This window comes from Streptomyces sp. NPDC088194, from assembly GCF_040702025.1.
Lineage (GTDB): Bacteria > Actinomycetota > Actinomycetes > Streptomycetales > Streptomycetaceae > Actinacidiphila.
Genome location: NZ_JBFBIV010000063.1, coordinates 1 through 19654 on the forward strand (window position 1 = coordinate 1; position 19654 = coordinate 19654).

Annotated in this window: 18 protein-coding genes; 7 read left to right on the plus strand and 11 right to left on the minus strand. The window is 73.0% G+C overall.

Going from position 1 to position 19654, the window contains the following annotated elements; translation table 11 throughout:
• The first annotated feature begins 162 nt into the window (after nucleotides 1-162).
• Nucleotides 163-894 (plus strand): DUF4232 domain-containing protein, encoded by a 732-nt coding sequence (locus tag AB0399_RS28420; RefSeq protein ID WP_366413290.1) that lies wholly within the window; start codon nucleotides 163-165, stop codon nucleotides 892-894.
• A 60-nt stretch (nucleotides 895-954) separates the two neighbouring features.
• Here AB0399_RS28420 and AB0399_RS28425 read toward each other — a convergent pair whose 3' ends face one another.
• The 3 genes from AB0399_RS28425 to AB0399_RS28435 all read right to left on the minus strand — a co-directional run bounded on the left by AB0399_RS28425 (nucleotide 955) and on the right by AB0399_RS28435 (nucleotide 4233).
• Nucleotides 955-1854 (minus strand): ATPase, encoded by a 900-nt coding sequence (locus AB0399_RS28425; RefSeq protein ID WP_366413291.1) that lies wholly within the window; start codon nucleotides 1852-1854, stop codon nucleotides 955-957.
• 60 nt (nucleotides 1855-1914) lie between these two features.
• On the minus strand, nucleotides 1915-2913 hold the full coding sequence (locus tag AB0399_RS28430; protein WP_366413292.1) for a Gfo/Idh/MocA family oxidoreductase: 999 nt from the start codon (nucleotides 2911-2913) through the stop codon (nucleotides 1915-1917).
• 219 nt (nucleotides 2914-3132) lie between these two features.
• Entirely contained in the window at nucleotides 3133-4233 is a 1101-nt protein-coding gene (locus AB0399_RS28435) for a Gfo/Idh/MocA family oxidoreductase (protein ID WP_366413293.1), read from the minus strand.
• A gap of 230 nt (nucleotides 4234-4463) precedes the next feature.
• Here AB0399_RS28435 and AB0399_RS28440 point away from each other — a divergent pair, with 230 nt between their 5' ends.
• From AB0399_RS28440 to AB0399_RS28465, 6 genes are all read left to right on the plus strand, one after another.
• On the plus strand, nucleotides 4464-5678 hold the full coding sequence (locus AB0399_RS28440) for an ROK family transcriptional regulator (RefSeq protein WP_329367410.1): 1215 nt from the start codon (nucleotides 4464-4466) through the stop codon (nucleotides 5676-5678).
• A 412-nt stretch (nucleotides 5679-6090) separates the two neighbouring features.
• A complete protein-coding gene (locus tag AB0399_RS28445) occupies nucleotides 6091-7476 on the plus strand; it encodes an extracellular solute-binding protein (protein ID WP_329367409.1) in 1386 nt (461 codons plus the stop codon).
• A gap of 3 nt (nucleotides 7477-7479) precedes the next feature.
• Nucleotides 7480-8505 (plus strand): sugar ABC transporter permease, encoded by a 1026-nt coding sequence (locus tag AB0399_RS28450; protein WP_366413294.1) that lies wholly within the window; start codon nucleotides 7480-7482, stop codon nucleotides 8503-8505.
• Nucleotides 8502-9338: a carbohydrate ABC transporter permease gene (locus tag AB0399_RS28455; RefSeq protein ID WP_328466165.1), complete on the plus strand. Its 837-nt coding sequence runs from the start codon at nucleotides 8502-8504 to the stop codon at nucleotides 9336-9338. Before AB0399_RS28450 ends, AB0399_RS28455 begins: the two co-directional genes overlap by 4 nt.
• 115 nt (nucleotides 9339-9453) lie before the next feature.
• Nucleotides 9454-10740, plus strand: coding sequence for a Gfo/Idh/MocA family oxidoreductase (locus AB0399_RS28460; protein WP_366413295.1), 1287 nt, complete (start codon nucleotides 9454-9456; stop codon nucleotides 10738-10740).
• Nucleotides 10737-11819 (plus strand): SIS domain-containing protein, encoded by a 1083-nt coding sequence (locus AB0399_RS28465; RefSeq protein ID WP_366413296.1) that lies wholly within the window; start codon nucleotides 10737-10739, stop codon nucleotides 11817-11819. Before AB0399_RS28460 ends, AB0399_RS28465 begins: the two co-directional genes overlap by 4 nt.
• 80 nt (nucleotides 11820-11899) lie before the next feature.
• Here AB0399_RS28465 and AB0399_RS28470 read toward each other — a convergent pair whose 3' ends face one another.
• From AB0399_RS28470 to AB0399_RS28505, 8 genes are all read right to left on the minus strand, one after another.
• On the minus strand, nucleotides 11900-13405 hold the full coding sequence (locus AB0399_RS28470; protein WP_366413297.1) for an MFS transporter: 1506 nt from the start codon (nucleotides 13403-13405) through the stop codon (nucleotides 11900-11902).
• A 108-nt stretch (nucleotides 13406-13513) separates the two neighbouring features.
• A complete protein-coding gene (locus AB0399_RS28475) occupies nucleotides 13514-14320 on the minus strand; it encodes a methyltransferase domain-containing protein (RefSeq protein ID WP_366413298.1) in 807 nt (268 codons plus the stop codon).
• Nucleotides 14321-14435: 115 nt separating this feature from the next.
• A complete protein-coding gene (locus AB0399_RS28480) occupies nucleotides 14436-15665 on the minus strand; it encodes a glycosyltransferase (protein ID WP_366413299.1) in 1230 nt (409 codons plus the stop codon).
• Nucleotides 15662-16903 carry a radical SAM protein gene (locus AB0399_RS28485; protein WP_366413300.1) on the minus strand — a complete coding sequence of 414 codons (1242 nt, stop codon included), beginning with the start codon at nucleotides 16901-16903 and terminating at the stop codon, nucleotides 15662-15664. The genes AB0399_RS28480 and AB0399_RS28485 overlap by 4 nt, the downstream gene beginning before the upstream one ends.
• A 228-nt stretch (nucleotides 16904-17131) precedes the next feature.
• Nucleotides 17132-17296, minus strand: a complete 165-nt coding sequence (locus AB0399_RS28490) for a hypothetical protein (protein ID WP_328466179.1) — start codon at nucleotides 17294-17296, stop codon at nucleotides 17132-17134.
• 279 nt (nucleotides 17297-17575) lie between these two features.
• A complete protein-coding gene (locus AB0399_RS28495; RefSeq protein ID WP_366413301.1) occupies nucleotides 17576-17719 on the minus strand; it encodes a hypothetical protein in 144 nt (47 codons plus the stop codon).
• A gap of 55 nt (nucleotides 17720-17774) precedes the next feature.
• Nucleotides 17775-18560, minus strand: coding sequence for a GAF domain-containing protein (locus AB0399_RS28500; RefSeq protein WP_366413302.1), 786 nt, complete (start codon nucleotides 18558-18560; stop codon nucleotides 17775-17777).
• A complete protein-coding gene (locus tag AB0399_RS28505) occupies nucleotides 18557-19456 on the minus strand; it encodes a S8 family serine peptidase (RefSeq protein WP_366413303.1) in 900 nt (299 codons plus the stop codon). Before AB0399_RS28505 ends, AB0399_RS28500 begins: the two co-directional genes overlap by 4 nt.
• Between the last annotated feature and the right edge of the window lie 198 nt (nucleotides 19457-19654).

Consider the following 19654-nt stretch of genomic DNA (forward strand, 5'->3'; position numbering starts at 1 on the left):
GGCGGGCGTGGGGGGTGGGGGGGGGGGGCCCCGGGCCGCCCCGGCCGCCCCCCGCCCACGTTCTCACCGGTCAGGCGCAGGGCAGGGCAGCCCCGGCCGCCGGGGAACCTGTCGCCTGGCCGGGAAGTTCCTGTCACCGTTCGGTGAAACTCCGCCGGAAGGATGGTGCGTGCCCGATACACCCAGCAGCGCAAGCGACTTGAGGTCCCCATGCCGATCAGCCCCCGACGTTCCGCCGTCGCCGCCGCCGTCCTCGCCGCGGCCTGCGCCCTCACGCTCTCCGCGTGCGGGTCGTCCGACGGAACGTCGAACGCCTCGGCGTCGAACTCCGCGAGCCAGCAGGGCGCACCCGACGACGGAACCACCCTCTCGCCTTCCGGCAACGACGGCAGCAGTGCCACCCAGGACCCGGCGGCGGCCACCACGGCACCGGGGACGGCCACAACGGCGCCCGCGGGCGCGCCCGCCGGCAAGTCGTCGGGGACACCCCGGTGCCACACGGCGGACCTGACGCTCTCGTTCGAGACGGGCGGGGACGCGGCGCCGGACACGACCTCGGACGCCCAGCAGACCGCCGGGATATCGGTGCACAACCGCAGCAGCCACGCCTGCCAGGTCGGCGGCTTCCCTGGCCTGGACCTCAACGGCGGCTCCACGCACTGGTCGCTGTCCCGCCAGAGCAAGCACTACAGCGCGATCACGCTCGCCCCCGGCGACAACACCGACTTCCAGATCACCTTCCTCCCCGAGCTCAAGGGCAAGTGGACCCCGAAGTCGGTGACCGTCACGCCCCCCAACGAGACCACCAGCGTGACCCTCGCGTGGCCGTGGGGCCCGGTCCTCCTCCAGGACGGCGCCACGCACCCCGGCACGTACGTCGGCCCGATCGGCTAGCCGATCGCCCGGCCGGGGGAATTCCGGCGGGCGCGGACCGGTGGGCGGCGGATCGGTCGGTCAGGGCGCGGCGGTTCTGCGGGCCAACAGCACCGCTCCCGCCACCGGTTCCCCGGCGAACACCGTCAGGGGCAGGCCGTGCCGGGCCAGCAGTCCCGAGGCCACCCGCGTCGCGAGTGACGGCCGGCCCGCGATCACGCTGCCGCCCGCCACCACGCGTCGCGCGTCGGCGCCCCGCGCGAGCAGGTCGCCCACCAGGGAGACGAGATCGGCCGCGCCCTGGCGGAGGGCCGCGAGCGCCGCCGGGGACCCGGCCTCGGCGGCGTCGAAGACCGTGGGCGCCCAAGCAGCCCAGTGCCGCCCGGGAGTTCGCTGCATCAGCCCGACCACCTCGCGCAGCGAGCGGGCGCCGGACGCGGCGAGCAGCGCGGGCAGCAGCGGGTCGCCGCCCGTCGAGCCGGTACGGTTCTCCGTCTCGGACAGCGCCCGCACGGCGCAGCGCACGGTGCCCCAGGCCGAGCCGGGGTCACCGATCAACCACCCCCAGCCGCCCGCGTACAGCGAGTGCCCGCCGGCCACGTGCCGGGCCACCGCGATCGAGCCGGTGCCGACGACGAGGGCCGCGCACGGCCCGCCGTCGGGAACGGCCTCCGCGAGCAGGAACGCGTCGTTCACCACCCTTACGGGCACGCCGAGTTCGGCCTCGGTGGCGGCCCGAAGCTCGGCGCACTCCGCGTCCGAGTCGCAGCCGTGCGCCCCGATGCCCACGGCGGCCGGGGGCAGGCCCGTCACCTCCCTGATCCGCGCCGCGATCAGCAGCGCCTTGCCGCGCGCGTCCTCGTTGGTCCAGTCGCCCGCGGGGTGCGTGACGTCCTTGACGGTGCCGCCGTCCGTTGCCGCGAAGCGCAGCCGGGTCTTCGACCCGCCCGCGTCCACGCCGACGATGTACTTGGTTTCCACGTGTGCCCGGAGCTTTCCGTAACGTCCGTTGTCCGCCGACCCTGTTCGCCGCCGCGCCCGTCAACGGCCGCGCCGCGCCGCCTCGTAGAAGTCGAGGCAGGTGGCGAGGGTGGCGCGGGCGGTGCGCACCGTGGACTGCGGCGGCACGCCGTCGCGGACCGCCGCGAGGAGCACCTCCAGGGTGTCGAAGGTGTCCGCGGGCAGCTTGGCGAACGTCCACTCGCCGCCCTGCTCGGCGAAGCCGAAGGTGCCCGTCGCCGTGTCGTGGAAGACGGCGCCCCGCGATCCGACGAGGTGCGCGCGCGTGCTGGACGCGCCGGCCGGCGCGATCCAGGTGTCCTCCACGGTCACCACCGCGCCGCTCTCCAGGGTGAACACGGCGTGCCCGTAATCCTCCACGGGGAGGTCCGGGTGCGCGATGTTCGCGACGGTCCCGCGGACCTCGGCGACGGGTGAGCCGAACAGCGCCTGCATACGGTCCAGTTGGTAGACGGCGTGGTCGATCCATCCGCCGCCCGCGGTCCTCGCGGGGTCGGCCCACCAGCCGGGGCCGGCGGTGGAGCCGGGCCACGCGGTGGGCAGGCCGCTGTCCATGGCGAAGGTGCCGGCGCGCAGTTCCCCGAGCCGCCCCGATCCGACGAGTTCGGACAGCCGCCTGGCCAGCGGCGAGGTGTGGCGCGACTCGCTCGGCACGAACACGACGCCCGCCGCCTCGACCGCCTCGACCACCCGGTCCGCCTCCGGCAGCGTCATGGCCAGCGGCTTCACCGAGACGATGTGCTTGCCCGCGCGGGCCGCCGCCACGCACAGCTCGGGGCTCTGGTCGACGCTGGTGAAGCAGGCGATCGCGTCCACGTCGGGGTCGTCGAGGACGAAGGCCGGGTCGGTCGACGTGCGGGCGCAGCCGGTGAGTTCGGCGACGTGCGCCACGCGGGCCGGGTCGCGGTCCACGAGGGCGTGCAGGGAGACGGTCGGTTCTGCGGCGACCTTGCGGGCGAAGGGGATGCCCGCGTACCAGTGGTCGAAGCCGATGATGCCGATGCGGATGGGCGTGGTCATGCTGCTGGTTCCCCTGGTTCGGTAGGGAGTTGGGGGGGGCGGAGCGTCGTACGGACGTCAACGGGCTTCGCGATCAGGACGGATCGGGCACATGCCATAGCGGGCGTCCCCGTCAGGACGGATCAGGCACACGCCATAGCGCGCGTCCCCGTCAGGACGGATCAGGCACAGGCCGCAGCGCGCGTCCCCGTCAGGACGGACACCGCGGACGTGCTGCCGTCAGAACGTCGTCGTCAGGTCCACGAAGCGCTGCTCGCGGGCGGACACCTCGACGCCGATCATGATCTCCAGCGCGTGCCGGGCGTGCTCCGCGGTCAGGACGGGGGTGGCGCCGTCGAGCACCACGTCGGCGAGGTGGCCGACCAGCAGTGCCCTGCCGTACGTGGCGCGGCGGTCGTTGCGGGCGAGCGGCGCCGTCGGCTCCACCCAGCCGTCCACGCCGTCCGCGATGTCGGTCCGGTAGAACTCCAGGTCGGGGCCGTCCGGGCGGAGGATGTTGAGCACTCCCCGGCGGCCGAAGATCTCCACCTTGGGGCTCTTGGCGGCGTGGACGTTGAAGGTGCCGTCGACCACGGCGTACGTGGATTCGCCGAAGTCCAGCATGAACAGGCAGTTGTCCGGCGCGGTCACCGGCATCTCCAGGCCGCGGAACGGGCCGCCGCGCACGGTGCGGACCGGCTCGGTGATCCCGGCGAACGCGACGACCCGCCGGGCCGGGCCGAGGATGCCGGTGATCTCGTGGATGCCGTACACGCCCATGTCGAGCAGCGGGCCCGAACCCGCCCGGTAGAACCAGCTGGGGTCGGACGGCCACCCGTCCGGCCCGCCGCCGGGGCCGGCGTGCGAGCTGCGCACCCGGGCGAAGGCGACCTTGCCCAGGGCGCCCTCGCCGACCAGCCGGGCCGCGCGCTCGTACGGCTCGTAGAGCAGGTCGGGCGGTGCGCACACGATGACGCGGTCGCGCGCGCGGGCCAGCTCGATCAGCTCGTCGGCCTCCGCGAGGGTCGCGGCGAGCGGCTTCTCGCTCGCCAGGTGCTTCCCGCTCTCCAGGATGCGGCGGGAGGTCTCGGCGTGCACCGGGATCGGGGTGAGGTTCACGACCGCGTCGAGTTCGGCGCCGTCGAGCATCGCGTCGAGCGAGTCGTAGGCGGCCGGGATCGCGAACCGGTCGGCGACCGCGCGGGCCTGGTCGTGGGCGGTGTCGGCGATCGCCGCGACCTCGACGCGCCCCGCGTAGTGGTGGAGGTTCGGCAGCACTCCGTACGGCGCGGTGGCTATGCCGCCGCTGCCGAGGACACCGACGCGCAGGACGTCCGTCATCTCACCCTCATCTCCGTTACTGACAACTTTGTTTTCGGATACTAGGCATGCCACCCCCGCTCGCACCAGAGGGTGGCGTCGATTGCCCCAATTTCCCTCAATGCACGATTGGTCACCCAAGGAACGGCGCTTCTCATAACGAAACGATCACAGGCCGCGCGACCCCTTTCTATAAAGAAGGTTTCTGATACGTTCCTGGCAACCACACCGCAGGGCGAGAGAGAGCACTCATGGCCGTCAGAGGAACCCCGTCCTGGCTCGGGGACCAGAACGCCGCGACGGCCATGCGCCTGCTGCTCGACCACGGCCCCCTCAGCCGGAACGGCATCGGGGAGCGCAGTGGACTGTCCAAGCCGACCGCGGCCCAGATGATCGCCCGGCTGGAGGAGAAGGGCCTCATCGAGGTCGTCGGCGAGGAGTCGATCGGCCGGGGCCCGAGCGCCGCGCTCTACGGCGTGCAGAACGACCTCGCCTACGGTGTCGCGGTCAACGTCGACCAGGACGGCGTGCGTTCGACGCTCGTCGACCTGAAGGGCTCGGACCATCCGGTCGCCAGCGAGGCCGCCGCCGGCATGTCCGCCGACCGCAGCGCGGCCCGCGACGTGGCGGGCGCGGTGCTCAGCGCCTGCGAGTCGGCCGGCGTCGACCTCGCCGCCATCCGGCACGTCTGCGTCGGCGTACCCAGCAGCGTCGATCCCCGCTCGGACGAACTCAGCTCCGTGCAGGCGCTGCCGGGGTGGTCGCGCAAGAGCATCCGGCACCAGCTGGAGGCGGCGCTCGGCTGCGAGGTGCAGGTCGACAACGACGTGAACCTCGCGGCGGTGGCCGAACGCCGGGCCGCCGCCTTCGAACCGGACGCCACCGTCGCGCTGTTGTGGGTCGGCTACGGCATCGGCCTCGCGGTCGACGTCGCGGGCCGGGTCCTGCACGGCGCGTCCGGCGGCGCCGGCGAGATCGGCAACCTGCCGGTGCCGCGCGGCGTGCTCGACCCGGACACCGACGCGGTGGACCTCGAAACCCTGCTCGGGGCCGCCGGACTGGACCGGGTCGGCCGCGAGACCGGCTGCTCGGACCACGTCTTCGAGCAGGTGCTCGGCGGCGCCCCGCTGCCGGGACCGGTGCTGGAGGTGTACGCGCCCCGGCTGGCGCTGGGCGTCATCCCGGTGCTCGGGGTGCTCGATCCCGAACTCGTCGTGCTCGGCGGCCCGGTGGGGCGGTCGGGCGGCGCGCGACTGGCCGAACTGACCCGTACGGCCATCCGCAACCACACCCGCTGGGACCCGGCGGTACAGGTGACCCAGGTCGAGGACGACGCCGTGCTCGGCGGCGCGCGGGCCGTACTCGGCGAGCGGTTGCGCGAGGCGCTCATCGCCCGCGCGGGCGGCGCCGCCTCCGAGCAGGACAGGTCGCGGATCATCGCGGCCAAGCTCCGCGACATCAGCTGACCGCCGGCCCGGGAACCATCCGCCGGCGGCCCGCGCCCCACCACCACCCGTAAGGCACCCACCGCCCCACCGCCCCTCCTCCGCGTCTCCACCTCACCACCTCTCCACACCGCCGGACACCGCCGGCACCCGCACCCCGCGACTCGTCACCGGGCCGGCCCCGCCGCCCCGTTCCCACCCGTGCCCGCGTCCACTTCCCCGGCCGCGTCGTCCCCGACGCACCGGACCCGCGCCAGGACCCGCGCCCGGCCCCGCCCCGTACCCCCGTTGTCCCTGTCCCCATGCCCGCAACCCGTATCCCGTGCCCGACCCGTTCCCGTGTCAACGTCCGGCGCCCACGCCCGTGACCCGCGCCCGTATCGGAGGAGCGCACTCGACGACACGTCGCGCACTTCGGCAGGAAGGCTCTGCGATGAAATCGGCGATATCACCCCGCCCCGTACGGCGGCCACCGCGGCCGCACCGGCCAGGGCGGCCACGACGCCTCGGCACCGCGCTCGCCGCGCTGTCGGCCACCGCGGCCCTCAGCCTGACCGGCTGCGCGGTCGGCGGCGGGGACGGCCCCGTGGCGTCCACCCCGCCCGCCCATCTGTCCGGCACCGTGCAGCTCTGGCACCACTACTCGGGCCGCGAGGCCGAGGTGATCCAGTCCGTGGTGGACGACTTCGAGAAGAAGTACCCGGACGTCAAGGTGCACGTCCACAGCGGGCAGCAGGACACCAAGATCACCCAGGTGGTCTCGTCCGGCGGCGACGTCGACGCGATGATCACCAACGTCAACGCCACGCTCGGCACGGCCTGCAAGACGATGGCGGACCTCACGCCGTACATGCGGCGCGACGGCGTCAGCACCGCCGACTTCCAGGGCATCTTCGCCCAGGCCACCGCGTTCGACGGGCGCCGCTGCTCGCTGCCGACCACCTCCGACGTGTACGGGCTGTACTTCAACACCGCGCTGCTCGCCAAGGCCGGCTACACCCAGCCGCCGCGCACGCTGGAGCAGTTGGAGGACATGGCGCTGAAGCTCACCACGTACAACAGCGACGGCTCGATCAGGACCCTCGGCTTCAACCCGCTGGTGGGCTTCCAGCAGAACACCTCCGCCACCTTCGGCGGCACCGCCGGGGTGACCTGGATGAAGGACGGCGACTCGGCCGTCGCCTCCTCCCCGCAGTGGCGCCGGCTCATCGCCTGGCAGCGCGCGTTCGTCAAGAAGATCGGCTACGGGAAGCTCAAGACGTTCACCGCGGGGCTCGGCGACGAGTGGTCCGCGAACAACGCCTTCCAGACCGGCCGGATCGCCATGGCGCTCGACGGCGAGTGGCGGGTCGCCTTCATCCAGGACCAGGCCAAGAAGCTGCGGTACGGCACCGCGCCGTTCCCGGTCCTCGACGGCAGCGGCCAGAAGTACGGCGGCGGCTTCGTCTCGGCCGCCGACATCGGCATCGACAAGCGCTCGCGGCACAAGGAGGCCGCGTGGGCGCTGGTGAAGTACATCGCCGCCGACACCGACGCGGCCGTGAAGCTCGCCAACGGCGTGAAGAACATCCCGACCCTGAAGAGCGCCGCCGCCTCTCCGAAGCTCCAGGCCCCGGTCCAGTACCAGACGTTCATCGACGCGTCCGGCAGCCCGGCCAGTGCCACCAGTCCGGTCACCGAGATCGGCTCCACCCTCACCGCCACGATGGACAACTTCTGGACCACCTACCAGGAGGGCTCCGGCGGCGACCTCACCGGCGGCCTCAAGAAGGTCGACCGCGACATCAACAACGCGCTCAGCTTGCGACGGGCGAAGTGACCCATGAGTGATGTGAAAGCCCTCGGCACCGCCGCCCACCCGCGGCCGGCCGGTGCGGGCACCCCCGACAGCGGGTACGGAACCGGCGCCGCGCGCGCCCGGCGGTACCGCGCGCTGCGCGGCAGGATGGCCATCTGGTCGATGATGGCGCTGGCCACCATCGGGCTGCTGGTCTTCTTCCTCTATCCGCTCTGCGCCAACGTCTACCTGTCCTTCACCAACTACGACCTGGCCAGCTCCCCCAAGTGGATCGGGCTGCGCAACTACACCTACCTGTTCACCCAGGACCCGCGGGTGTGGCACGCCGCCCGCAACACCCTCTGGTTCGTGGTCATCCTCGTGCCGGTGCGGATGGTCTGCTCGCTCGGCATCGCCCTGCTGCTGACCCGGCGCAAGCGCGCCTCCGGCTTCTGGCGCACCCTGTTCTACGTGCCGGCGCTGGTGCCGCCGGTCGCGTCCGTCGTCGGCTTCGTGTTCCTCTTCAACCCCGGTACCGGGCCGGTGAACACGCTGCTGAAGACCTTCGGGATCAAGGGGCCGCTCTGGTTCAACGACCCGTCCCTGTCCAAGCCGTCACTGCTGCTGCTTGGCGTCTGGATGATGGGCGACGTCATGGTGATCTTCCTCGCCGCGCTGCTCGACGTACCGAAGGACCAGTACGAGGCGGCGGAGCTGGACGGCGCCGGCGGCCGGCAGAAGCTCTGGTACATCACCCTGCCCAACATCTCCCCGGTGCTGCTGTTCTCGGCCGTCACCGGCGTGATCGCCGCGCTCCAGTACTTCACCGAGGCCGCCGTCGCCTCCAGCGTCGCCAACGGCAAGACCGGCATCGACGCGGGCGCCGACCAGCTCCTCGGCTATCCGAACGACTCGCTGCTCACCTACACCCAGTGGATGTACGTGCAGGGCTTCAGCAGCTTCCAACTCGGCTACGCGGCCGCCATGGCCGTCGTGCTGTTCGTCGTGGCCGCGGCCGTGATGGCAGTCCTCCTGCGCAAGGCCGGACTCTTCCGGCGGAAGGGGGTATGAGCACCGTGCCCGTCAGAAGAACACTCGCGTACGTCGCCGAGCACGCGCTGCTCATCGCGCTCGGCCTGATCTTCCTCGTCCCGGTCGCCTTCGTGGTCCTCACCTCCTTCATGGGCGGACACCAGACCCTGACCGGCGCGCTGTGGCCCCACCCCTGGCAGTGGTCCAACTACTCCACCGCGTTCCACACCGCGCCCCTGCTGCGCTGGTTCGGCAACTCCCTGCTCTACGCGGGCGCCTCGACGCTCTTCATGCTGATCTCGTCGGTGCCGATGGCCTACGTGCTGGCCAAGGTGCGCATCCGCTTCGCCGGGGCGATCTTCTTCGCGGTGATCATCGCGATGCTGCTGCCGCCGCAGGTCACCCAGGTGCCGATCTACGTGATGTGGGCGCAGTTCCGGGTGGTCGGCACCATGTGGCCGCTGATCCTGCCGCACCTGTTCGGCAACGCCTTCTCCATCTTCCTGCTGCGCCAGTTCTTCCTGTCCATCCCGACCGAGTACATCGACGCGGCGCGGATGGACGGCAACGGCGAGTGGGGCATCCTCACCCGCGTCATGGTGCCGATGGCGAAGCCCGGGATCGCCGCGGCCTCGATCTTCATGTTCTTCCAGTGCTGGAACGACTACTACGGGCCGCTGCTGTACACCTCGGAGAACCCGGACCTGTGGACGGTCTCCTACGGCCTGGCCTCCTTCCACGGCTCCCACTCCACCGACTGGGGCGTGATCATGGCGGTCACCACCCTCGCCACGCTCCCGGTGGTCCTCGTCTTCTTCCTCGCCCAGCGCACCTTCGTCGAGGGCATCACGCTGACCGGCGTGAAGGGGTGAGGCGCCGACCCGCACCCACCCCCGCACCGCCTCGCGGCAGCACCCAGCAGCGCACAGCAGCGCACGTCCGCACACGGACCACGCACGACCACGCACGACGCATGAAGGACAGTCCATGAACGGAAAGACCCTCGGGATCGGCATCATCGGTTCCGGCTTCATCGCCCACTTCCACGTACGGTCCTGGCAGGCGATCCGCGGTTCCGACATCGTCGCGACCCAGTCCCGCGACCTGGAAAGGGCCCGCGAACTCGCCTCCTACGCGGAGGATTTGCGCGTCGGCGAGGACGTCACGCCGTACGACGACATCGCCGCCCTGGTGCGGGACGAGCGGGTCGACGCGGTGTGGGTGCTCACCCCCAACCACACCCGGGTCCAGGTGGTCAGGGCGATCTGCGACGAGGTCGTCGCCGGGCGGGCGTCGCTGCGCGGCATCGCCGTGGAGAAGCCGCTCGGCCGCAACCTCGCCGAGGCCCGGCAGGTCGCCGCGCTGGTGCACGAAGCGGGCATTCCGCACGCCTACCTGGAGAACCAGGTCTACTCGCCGCGGCTGACCCGCACCCGCGACCTGATGTGGGCGCGCGGCGCCGAACGCTCCGGGACCCCGTACCTGGCCCGCTGCACCGAGGAGCACTCGGGCCCGCACTCCGCGTGGTTCTGGGACAGCGAGGCCCAGGGCGGCGGCGTCCTCAACGACCTGATGTGCCACTCCCTGGAGGCCGGCCGCTTCCTGCTGACCCCGCCGGGCAAGGACCCCTCGGACTGGCTGCGGCCGGTGTCGGTGACCGCCACCGTCGCCTCGCTGCGGTGGGGCCGCGAGCGGTACGCGGCACAACTGGAGCAGACCCACCCGGGGGTGCAGGACTACCGGACCACCCCGTCCGAGGACTACGCCAACGCGACGTTCACCTTCGTCAACGGCGACGGCGAGCCGGTCATCGTGGAGGCCATGACGTCCTGGGGATACGTCGGGGCGGGCATGCGGCTGTCGTTCGAGCTGCTCGGCCCCGAGTACTCGATGAACGCCAACTCGCTGAGCGGCGACGCGAACGTGTTCTTCTCGCGCGCGCTCGAACAGGCCGCGGGCGAGGACATGCTGGAGAAGCAGAACGCCGAGCAGGGCCTGATGCCGGTGATCGCCGACGAGCCCGCCGCGTACGGCTACACCGCGGAGAACACGCACATCACCCGCGCGTTCGCCGACGGGCGCACGCCGCTGGAGTCGCTGGACAGCGGGGTCGCGGTGACCGAGCTGCTGATGGCCGCCTACTACGCGGCGGAGACCCAGACCGTGGTGCGCTTCCCCGTCGACCTGAGCGACTACGTGCCCGCGATCGCGCGGCGCGCCTGGCACCCGCGCGCGGAGCAGGGTGCGCGCGAGGAGAAGGGGGCGCAGGCATGACCGCCGGCCCGACCGGACCCACTGCTTCGAACGGCCCGGTGTACGGCCGTACTTACGACGAAGGGCGGCTGGCCGAGGTCGCCGCGCTGCGGGAGACCGTGGCCACGCTGCCCGCCCGGCTCGCCGACGGCGTCTGGCGGCCCGAGTGGCGGCGCGTGCTGTTCGCCGGGATCGGGGCGAGTGCCGCCGCGCTGGCGTCGCCGCTGTACGCGCTGCGCGCGGCCGGGGTGGACGCCTGGCGCACGGACTGCTCGGACTACCCGGTGGCGGCGGGCCGGCCGGACGTGGTCGTCGCCCTGTCCCAGAGCGGGCGCAGCAGGGAGACCGCGGACCTGGTGACCCGGTTCCGCCGGGCGGGGGTGCCCACGCTGGCCGTGACGAACGCCGACGACAGCCCGCTGCGGGAGGCCGCCGGCGCCGCCCTGACGCTCGGCGCGCAGCCGGACAGCCGGGTCTCGACCGTCGGTTTCGTCGTCACGTACGCGGCGGTCGCGATGCTCGCCGAGGTCGCGGCGAGTGGCACGGCGAGCGGCTCGGTGGACGGTGCGGTGGACGGCCGCTGGCGCGAACTCCCCGACCTGATCGAGGAGTCGGTGGCGCGCAACGCGGAGGTGCTCGGCGAGTTCGCGGCAGGACCGCTCGCCCGCGGCTCGGCCGACATCGTCGCGGCGGCGCCGCAGCTCACCACGGCCGAGGCCGTCGCGCTGCTGCTGCGCGAGGGGCCGCTCGTGCCGTCGGCGGCGTACGGCACCCGGGCGTACCTGCACGGGCCGATGGACTGCGCGAGCGAGCACACCAGCCATGTGGTGGTGGGCGGCGCGCGGGAGCTGGCCCTCGCCCGCCAGTTGACGCAGAAGCCCACCGGTGTGCTGGCGGTGACGGACGGCTCGGCGCCCGTCCCGGCGGGCGTGCGACCGGTGACGGTCCCGGCCCATCTGACCGCGCCGCAGCGGGCGTTGGTGGAGGTGTGCGTGCTCCAGGAGCTGGTCGCGGCCACGGCGGCGGTGCGCGGCAACCCGGTGGACGAGGTGGCGTTCGCCCGGGAGGACACGAAGATCGCGGCGCTCGCGGAACTGTAGGCCGCCGCGCGCGAAGGGCCCCGGGAGTCCGGCGGATTCCTGGGGTCCTTCGACGTGCCGGGCGGGTGGGCCCCGGTCGGTCACGGCAGGGGTCGGGCCCGGCCGAGACCGAGGGCGAGCATGGTGAACGGGCCGAGGGCGCCCGGGAGATCGTCAAGTGGCGTGCGGGCGGCGGCTGCCGGAGACGGCGAGGGGGTGCCGCCGGCGTCGGCGGACTCGTAGGCGTGCGCCATGACGTCCTCCTCGACGGGAGCCGCGCCGGGCGCGCCGTCCGCGCCGTCTCCCGTGTCGCCCGCGTCGCCCGCGTCACCGGAGGAGGGTTCCGGGTCCGGGGCCGCGACGGTGCCGATCTTGCGAACGGCCGCCCGCAGCCGCGGACTTGCCGCCAGCACGATCAGCGGCACCACCATCGGCGCCGCGAGCACCACGGACGCCGTCAACGGCCCCTGGCCGGCGATGAGGAAGCCGGTGAGGCCGGGCCCGGCCCACGCGATGCTGATGGCGAGCAGGGTGACCGCGCCGCCGACCCGGCCCTGCAGATGCGTCGGGGCCTCCACGCTGATCGTCAGGCCCACCAGGGAGCCGACCGACGGCAGCGAGAACACCACGAGGCCGACGGCCACCGCGCTGGTCAACTCGTCGCCGGTGGACGCGCACGGCATCATCAGCAGCCACGCGACCGACGCCGCGGCGACGATCGTGGTCGGCTTCAGCCGCTTCAGTATCCACCCCGCGCACAGGCCGCCGGCGATGCCACCGACACCCGCGGCGGTCAGCACCAGCCCGGCCGAGACCGGGTGCGCGCCGTCGTGCGAGACGCCGAACGCGGCCAGCAGCTCGATGGAGCGGCCGAGCAGGTTGACGTACGCGGCGAAGACGACGAGCACCACCAGACCGCTGCGGCGGAACACCCAGCCGAAGCCCAGCGTCAGCTCGGTGGCCGTGCTGCGCAGCGGACTCACCGCCGCGACGCCCGTGCCCGTGCCCGTGCCCTTGCCCGTGGCCGCAGAGGCTTTGGGGCGCGGGATGTGCCGGTAGGCGACGCGCGTCACCAGCACCAGCGACAGCAGGTACGAGCAGCCGTCCGCGACGAACGCCATCGGCGCCCCGACCGCGAGCAGCAGACCGCCGAGCGGCGGCCCGACCGCGATGGCGATGTTGCTGCGCACGATGTTCCGGGTGATCGCCTCCCGGCGCCGCTCCAACGGCACCGCCTGGCGCAGCACCCCGGACTCGGCCGGGCCGAACACCGAGGAGAACAGCGCGATCGTCGCCGCCGACCCGACCGCCACGATGGTGGTGAGGTTCCCGGTGGCGAGCGCGCACGCGAGCAGCAGCGCGACGGCCGCCCGCCCCGCGTCGCACAGCAGCATCAGCGCCTTGCGGTTGTACGTGTCCGCGATCAGCCCGCTGGGCAGCTTCGCCAGGAGCTGGGCGATGCCGACGACGGTGGCGACCAGCGCCGCGTCCACGGCGGAGCGGGTCGCCGCCAGGACCGCCAGCGGCAGCGCGAGGGACGTCATCTCGCTGGCCACGTCGGACAGCGCCTGGCTGACCCAGATCAGGGTGAAACTGCGGTTGATCACGTCATGCCCCCGGGGCGTGAGCCGGATCGTCCATGCGTCGGACAGCGGGTCGGGATACGGGGCGGGATACGAGGCGGGCGCCGGAACGGGCGACGATCGCGCGCCGGGTCACGCGCCGGAGCGGCGCTTGGCGACGTACAGGCCCTTGGTGTGCGCTTCCTCGTCCACGCTGTCGGAGAGCGAGCCGTCGCGCTCCAGGCCGTGGGCGGCCACCAGGTCGAGCCCGCCGGCATCCAGGGCGGCGGCGAACTCCGCGCGGCTGTGGTGCCGTTGGAGGTGCTCGACGCGCTCCCGGCGCCAGGTGTCCGGCTGCCCGGGGATGCTGCGGAAGGCGTTCATGACCATGCGGAACCGCTTCGGGTCGCCCTCCCGGGTCAGGAAGCGCCCGCTCATGGTGGCGTACAGGCCGTCGTACTCGTAGACGTGCGTGGACGTCATCAGCGTGTAGCCGCGGCTGGTGTTGGCGTCGAAGACGAGCACGCCGCCGGGCCGCAGCACGCTGCCGATGCTCCCCAGCGCGTCGGCCAAGTGGGCCTTGTCGGCGAGGTAGTTGGCGATGTCGCTCATGCACAGCACCACGTCGTAGCTGCCGCTCGCGGTGAACGGCAGCCGCAGGTCGTGGACATGGAACTCGATGCCGCGGTCCGCGTACTTGTCGCGGGCGACGCCGATCATCCCCGCGCTGATGTCCACGCCCACCGGGTCGAAGCCGCGCTCGGCGAAGGCGACGGTGCTGCGGCCGGTGCCGCAACCGGCGTCCAGCAGTCTGTTCCCCGGCGGGTCCGCGCGTTTGATCAGCGTCTCCAGGATGTTCCCGAAGACGGTGTAGTCGTCGCCCTGGGACAGCAGGTCGTAGAACGGGGCGGTGGCGTCGTAGGCGACGGCGGCGTGGTCGGTGGGGATGGTGGAGGTCACGTGCGCTCCTCGGTCCGGCGGGACGGGACGGGGCGGGCTCGGGCGGGGCTGGGGTGGGCTCAAGGGCTTGTGGGCCGGGTGCGTTGGCGCCCCGTCAGGCGAGGCTGCGGCGTGGTCAGCGGGCGGCCTCCTCGATCTCCTGGGCCGCGGCCGTGGCGCTCTTGGCCTGGGCCAGCGCGGTCCCGAGCGTGCGGGCCGCGGCGCGCAGCCGCGCGTCGCCGACCGCGCGGCTCACCGCGTCACCGGGCGCCGGGTGCACGGGCAGTTCCGCCGCGACCCCGGCGCGCAGGCACGCGGCGCCGAGCAACCGCTGCTCACCGCCGTTCGGCCGCAGCAGCAACGGCCGTGCGTGCAGCAGCGCGCCGAGCACCGGAGCGCTGGTCCCGTTGCTGACGACGGCCTCGGCCCGCGCCAGCAGATCGCCCATCCGCGGCCGGCGGACCGTGACGACATCGGACCCGGGCGCGGGCGCACGCGTGCTGGTGCGGGCCAGCTCCACGACGGCCTGGTGGCCGGTGCCGGTGAAGGCGGCGTCGATCCAGCGCCACAGGCTCTCGCCGCCGAACGTGCGCCCCAAGTGGACGTAGACCAGCGGCTTTCCGACCCGGTCCAGGCGCTCCGCGAGGGTGTCGTCAGCGGGGTGCGGCGAGGCGCCGGCGGAGGGCGGGTCGTCGTCGGGGGACGGCTCCCACCACAGCGGGCCGACGTGCCGTACGCCCCGCGGCAGCACCGCTCCCGGCAGTTCGAGGCCGGGGTGCCCGCGTAGCAGGAACGCCCGGCCGAGCAACTGCCGTGCGGGATCGGCGGGTTGCGGTGTGCGCAGGCCCAACCGGTCGCGCAGCGCCTGGTGGTGCTTGAGGGTCTCGGCCAGCCGCCAACGCCGGTCCTCCGCGTCGGAGTCGGCGTCGAAGCCCCCGTCCGAGTCGGTGTCCGGGTCCGCGTCCGAGCCGGCCGCGTCCCCACTGACCGCCGGGCCCGCGTACGGCCACAGGTGGCAGGTGAGGCCGAGCACGACCACCGGCAGGTCCAGGACCTCGGCGGCCAGCAGCGCACCGGGACACAGCACGGAGGTCACCACGACGTCGGGCCGCAGCGCCCGCGCCGCGTCCCGCACCACCCGGTACTGGGACTCGCCGTCCCGGAACCAGCGGCTCACGTCGAAGGCGTACGGCTCCCGCTCCGTCGCCGCGGGCAGGACCGCGATCCCGGCGGCGGCGGCCGCTCGTCCCGCCGCGCCCGCGGCGAACAGCGTGACGTCGTGCCCGCGACGGTGCAGCTCCAGGGCCGCCGCCGTCGCCGGGTACAGGAAGCCGCCGCTGCTCAGCGGGCACAGCAGGACCTTCACGAGCCGGTCACCGCCAGGGACCCGGGCCCGGACCGTGCGCCGACTCCGTTCGCGGCGGGGGACGTTGTCGGTGCGGCGGTTGCCTCCGCCGCGGCGGCTCGGCGCCTGTGGTCGCGCAGCAGTTCCAGCAGGCCGACCGTCAGCGCGTCGTCGAACGCCCGCGACTGCGCGGCCGTCGTGGCGCTGACCGCGAACTCGCCGCAGCTCACCCACCGGTCGGCCGGGTACTCCCGGTAGCCGTCGTCCACGCTGCCGACTTCGTATCCCGGCTTGCCGATCGTCTCCCAGCAGCTGTACAGCGTGCCGTCGGCGTTGATCACCGCGCCGGTGCCGCCGTCGCGTTCGCCGCAGAAGCCGCAGGCGCTGCCGCCCGGCCAGCCCACGGTGAACCCGAGCTCCAGGGCGTCCGCGTAGGCGCGCAGCAGCACCTCGACGTCGTCCGCCGAGCGCTTCATCACCGGGTCGAACATGCCCTCGTAGTTGAGCACCGGGGCGATGTCGAAGGTGCAGCGCGCCGGGTCGATCCGGCCGGCGAGGTCGGCGACGAGGCCGCCGAGCAACGGCAGCCCCTCGGCGGTGGTGTTGAGGCGCAGCGACAGCCGCAGGCCGGTGGCCTCCTGCACGGCGGCGCAGTTGTCCAGCACCTTGTCGAAGGTGCCGCGTCCGGACCGGGTGAAGCGGGTGCTGTCGTGCAGCTCGCGCGGCCCGTCCAGGGTGATCTGCGCCGAACGCAGCCCGGTCTCCTCCAGCCGGCGCGCGGTCCGGGGCGTCAGCAGGACGCCGTTGCTGACCATGGAGGCGGTCAGCGGGGCCAACCGGGAGAGCCGGGTGAGCAGTTCGGTGCAGCCCCAGCGGTTGAGCAGCGGCTCGCCGCCGAAGAGCAGCACGAACAGCCGGTCGAGTCCGGTGGCGCGCAGGCGGGGTTCGGTGAAGGCCACGATCTTGTCGATCATCGGGCCGTCGAGCACCTCGCGCGGGATGCGCGGCGGGTCGAAGCGGCCGGGCCGGGCGGCCTCGGTGTTCTGGAAGCAGTACGGGCAACCGAGGTTGCAGGCGGTCGAGGTGACCACGGTGAGGCTGTAGCGGGCGGCCGGCTTGGGCTGCTCGACGCCGAACCGCTCCAACTCGGCCTGTCCTTCGGCGGTCAGCCGCCCGCCGTCGTGGAACCGCTTCGGCATGAGCACGGTGGAGCCGGGACCGAGGTACCAGACACCGGACTTTCCTTCGAGGACTCTCATCGTTCGCCGTGGGCTTCCTGTCGAGGGGCGTGACGGGCGGGGCTGACGGGCGGGACGAAGGTCCCGGACGAGGGGCCGAGGAGCCGGACGAGGGGGCCGACGTGAGGGGTCCCGGACCGGGCGCGCGGCCTCGCGGCGACGCGCCGGTCCGGGCCCTCCGGGACCGGTGCCGTCAACGGCGGTGCGTCAACGGCGGTGCGGGCGCGCCGGCGCCCGCTCCCCTGTGGCTCAGGCGTTTTCCTTGTCGTACACGCCACAGATGACGCCGTCCGACGGCAACTGCTCGGCGGAGTGGCCCTCGACGTCGTTGCCCAAGAGCGCGGGCGCGGCGTCCTTGTCGTACACGCCGCAGATGACCTCGACGCCCTCGAATTTCTCGGCCCCACCAGACATGGATTCCTCCAGGGAAGTAAAGGTGTTTTCGGGGTGCTGAGCGCCCCCGATTTCCGAGATTACGGCAGCCCCACCAGGGTGTCAATAAGTCGATTCCCCTTGTGCTTCGCCGCATTTTCCGACTTCACGCCGTAAAACGGAAAGAGGAATTCCGACTCCGAACAGCGCACCGTGAAGGGTGACGTGAATTTCCCGAGGAAACGGCAAAAGGGCAGGCCAGAGCCATCCAAGAGCCCAATTCCCGCGTACTCCGCGAGTGACAATCCGCTTTCTGCGGAGCTATTCCGCGGCTTCTTCCGATTCGCCGGAATCGTCGGCGCCGGCGTCTGCGGAATGCGCTTCGACCTCCATCAGAACGGGGTCGACATAGAGCGGGCACAGTGCGGACGACATACCGTCGAACCGCTCCGGATCATCCTGCATGAATTCCTCCTCGTAGCTGTGGGGTGCGTGGAGGTGCGTGTGCCGAACAGGGTTCCTACGGTGCCCGGCCGGTTTCCGGGTCCGGGGTCGGGCCGGGGGTCGGGCCGGGGGTCGGGCCGGGGGTCGGGCCGGGGGTCGGGTCCGGAGTCGGGCCAGGGGGCGGACCGGCCGCCGGGTCCAGGAGGTCGGCGAGCGCGGCGAGCAGCGCGTGGCCGGCGTCGGCACGCCGGCCGGTGGCTCCGGCGAGGGCGGACCTGATCCGGTCGAGGGGTTCGGCGGTGGGCCGGGACACCGTGGCCCGGCCGGCATCCGTACCGGCCCCCGTGGCCGAACCGGCCTCCCCCGTAAGCCCCGTACGGGCCGTGCGCCGGTGGCTCAGCAGCAGCGCCAGCGCGGCCGTGCTCTGGTGGGCGAGTTCGGAGAGCAGGTCCATGGCGTCCAGGTCGCCGACGCCGTCGGTCTTCGGGTCGAGCACTTCGAGCACCCCGATGATCTCGCCCGCGTGCTCCATCGGGACGGCCATCAGGACGTCGGGCACCAGGCCCGTGCTGAGCGCGAAGTCGCGGTCGAACCGGTCGTCGTCGGCGACGCCTCGTACGATCACGGTCTCGCCCGTGGCCGCCACCCAGCCCGCGATGCCCTGCCCCGCGGGGATCGCCGTGCCCACCAGCCGGTCCTCGCCCACGCCCGAGGACGCCTCGAAGACCAGCAGGCCCTGGTCCTCGTCGCGCAGGAAGACCGAGGCCGCGGCGGCGGAGAAGGACAGCCGGGCCAGCCGTACCGTCGACCGCAGGATCTCGTCGTACGACGGCGACTGCGCTGGGTGCTGCGGACCGCTCATCCCTGGCTCCTCCTCAGGTTCCCCGCGGTGGCGGTCAGGACGTGGCGCAACTCGGGGGTGCGGAAGCGCGGATGGCGCTCCAGGATGCGCGCGCACAGGCCCGTCACGTGCGGGGCGGCGAAGCTGTTGCCCGACACCACCCGCTTGCCGCCGCCCGGCCAGGGCGCCTCGACGGCCACGCCCCGCGCGAACAGGTCGACCGGCGGGTCCGGGTTGGCCTCCACGTACTCCGGGTCCGGCTCGGCGTGCGCGCCCACGGACAGCACCGAGGGGAAGCGCCACGGATAGCTGTCCACCGGGCTGTTGTGCGCGGCCGACACCAGGGTCACGCCCGCGAAGTACGCCGCGTCCGCCAGGTCGTGCAGCCGCTCCTTGTGCTCCTCGCGGCGCGTGGACAGGCTGACGTTGACGACGGCGAACCGCCGTTCCACCGCCCATTCCAGCGCCCGCACCAGTGCCTCGCCGCTGCCCCGCAGACCCGACCCGAGGATGCGGACGCTGGTCAGCTCGCACTCCGGCGCCAGCGAACGGATGATGCCGGCGCAGGCCGTCCCGTGGCCGGCCAGGTCACCCGCGGTGTCCGGGACCACGTCCCAACGCGCCCCCGGCGCGGGCGTGTCGGGCTCGGCCACGTACGACTCGGCGCTGCCGCCGATCGCCGGATGCGAGCTGTCCACGCCGCTGTCGATCACGCACACCCGCACCCCGCGCCCGGTCGCGCCGCCCCAGGCCCAGCCGCGCTCCACGGGCTGCGCCGCGGCCACCCGGCCCGCGTCCAGCGCGCCGCCCACCGAGGCGTGCGCGAAGCGAATCCGCTGCCGGGCCACCACCCGCGCGGGGGCCGATAACTCCGCGGGCGACGCGTCGGCCGCCCCTTCGCGCACCCCCTCGCGCACCCCTTCACACACCCCTTCACGCACCGCTTCAGGCACTCCGGCCGGCGGCTGGCCCGGGGTCGTCCCATGCGGCGGCCCGCCCGCTTCACCAGGCTCGGAAGCCATGGGTCGCCCCTTCCACAGCGCCTCGACGGTGCTCCTGCGTGTCCTGTGTGTGCCGTGTGCTGTGTGTGCGTCGTGCGGGTCGTGCGGGTCCTG

Bases quoted from the DNA above. Each gene is read 5' to 3' on its own strand.
- AB0399_RS28420 (WP_366413290.1), top strand. From the start codon at position 163: ATGGTGCGTGCCCGATACACCCAGCAGCGCAAGCGACTTGAGGTCCCC.
- AB0399_RS28430 (WP_366413292.1), bottom strand. From the start codon at position 2,913: ATGACCACGCCCATCCGCATCGGCATCATCGGCTTCGACCACTGGTAC.
- AB0399_RS28435 (WP_366413293.1), bottom strand. From the start codon at position 4,233: ATGACGGACGTCCTGCGCGTCGGTGTCCTCGGCAGCGGCGGCATAGCC.
- AB0399_RS28440 (WP_329367410.1), top strand. From the start codon at position 4,464: ATGGCCGTCAGAGGAACCCCGTCCTGGCTCGGGGACCAGAACGCCGCG.
- AB0399_RS28445 (WP_329367409.1), top strand. From the start codon at position 6,091: ATGAAATCGGCGATATCACCCCGCCCCGTACGGCGGCCACCGCGGCCG.
- AB0399_RS28450 (WP_366413294.1), top strand. From the start codon at position 7,480: ATGAGTGATGTGAAAGCCCTCGGCACCGCCGCCCACCCGCGGCCGGCC.
- AB0399_RS28455 (WP_328466165.1), top strand. From the start codon at position 8,502: ATGAGCACCGTGCCCGTCAGAAGAACACTCGCGTACGTCGCCGAGCAC.
- AB0399_RS28460 (WP_366413295.1), top strand. From the start codon at position 9,454: ATGAACGGAAAGACCCTCGGGATCGGCATCATCGGTTCCGGCTTCATC.
- AB0399_RS28465 (WP_366413296.1), top strand. From the start codon at position 10,737: ATGACCGCCGGCCCGACCGGACCCACTGCTTCGAACGGCCCGGTGTAC.
- AB0399_RS28485 (WP_366413300.1), bottom strand. From the start codon at position 16,903: ATGAGAGTCCTCGAAGGAAAGTCCGGTGTCTGGTACCTCGGTCCCGGC.
- AB0399_RS28490 (WP_328466179.1), bottom strand. From the start codon at position 17,296: ATGTCTGGTGGGGCCGAGAAATTCGAGGGCGTCGAGGTCATCTGCGGC.
- AB0399_RS28495 (WP_366413301.1), bottom strand. From the start codon at position 17,719: ATGCAGGATGATCCGGAGCGGTTCGACGGTATGTCGTCCGCACTGTGC.
- AB0399_RS28500 (WP_366413302.1), bottom strand. From the start codon at position 18,560: ATGAGCGGTCCGCAGCACCCAGCGCAGTCGCCGTCGTACGACGAGATC.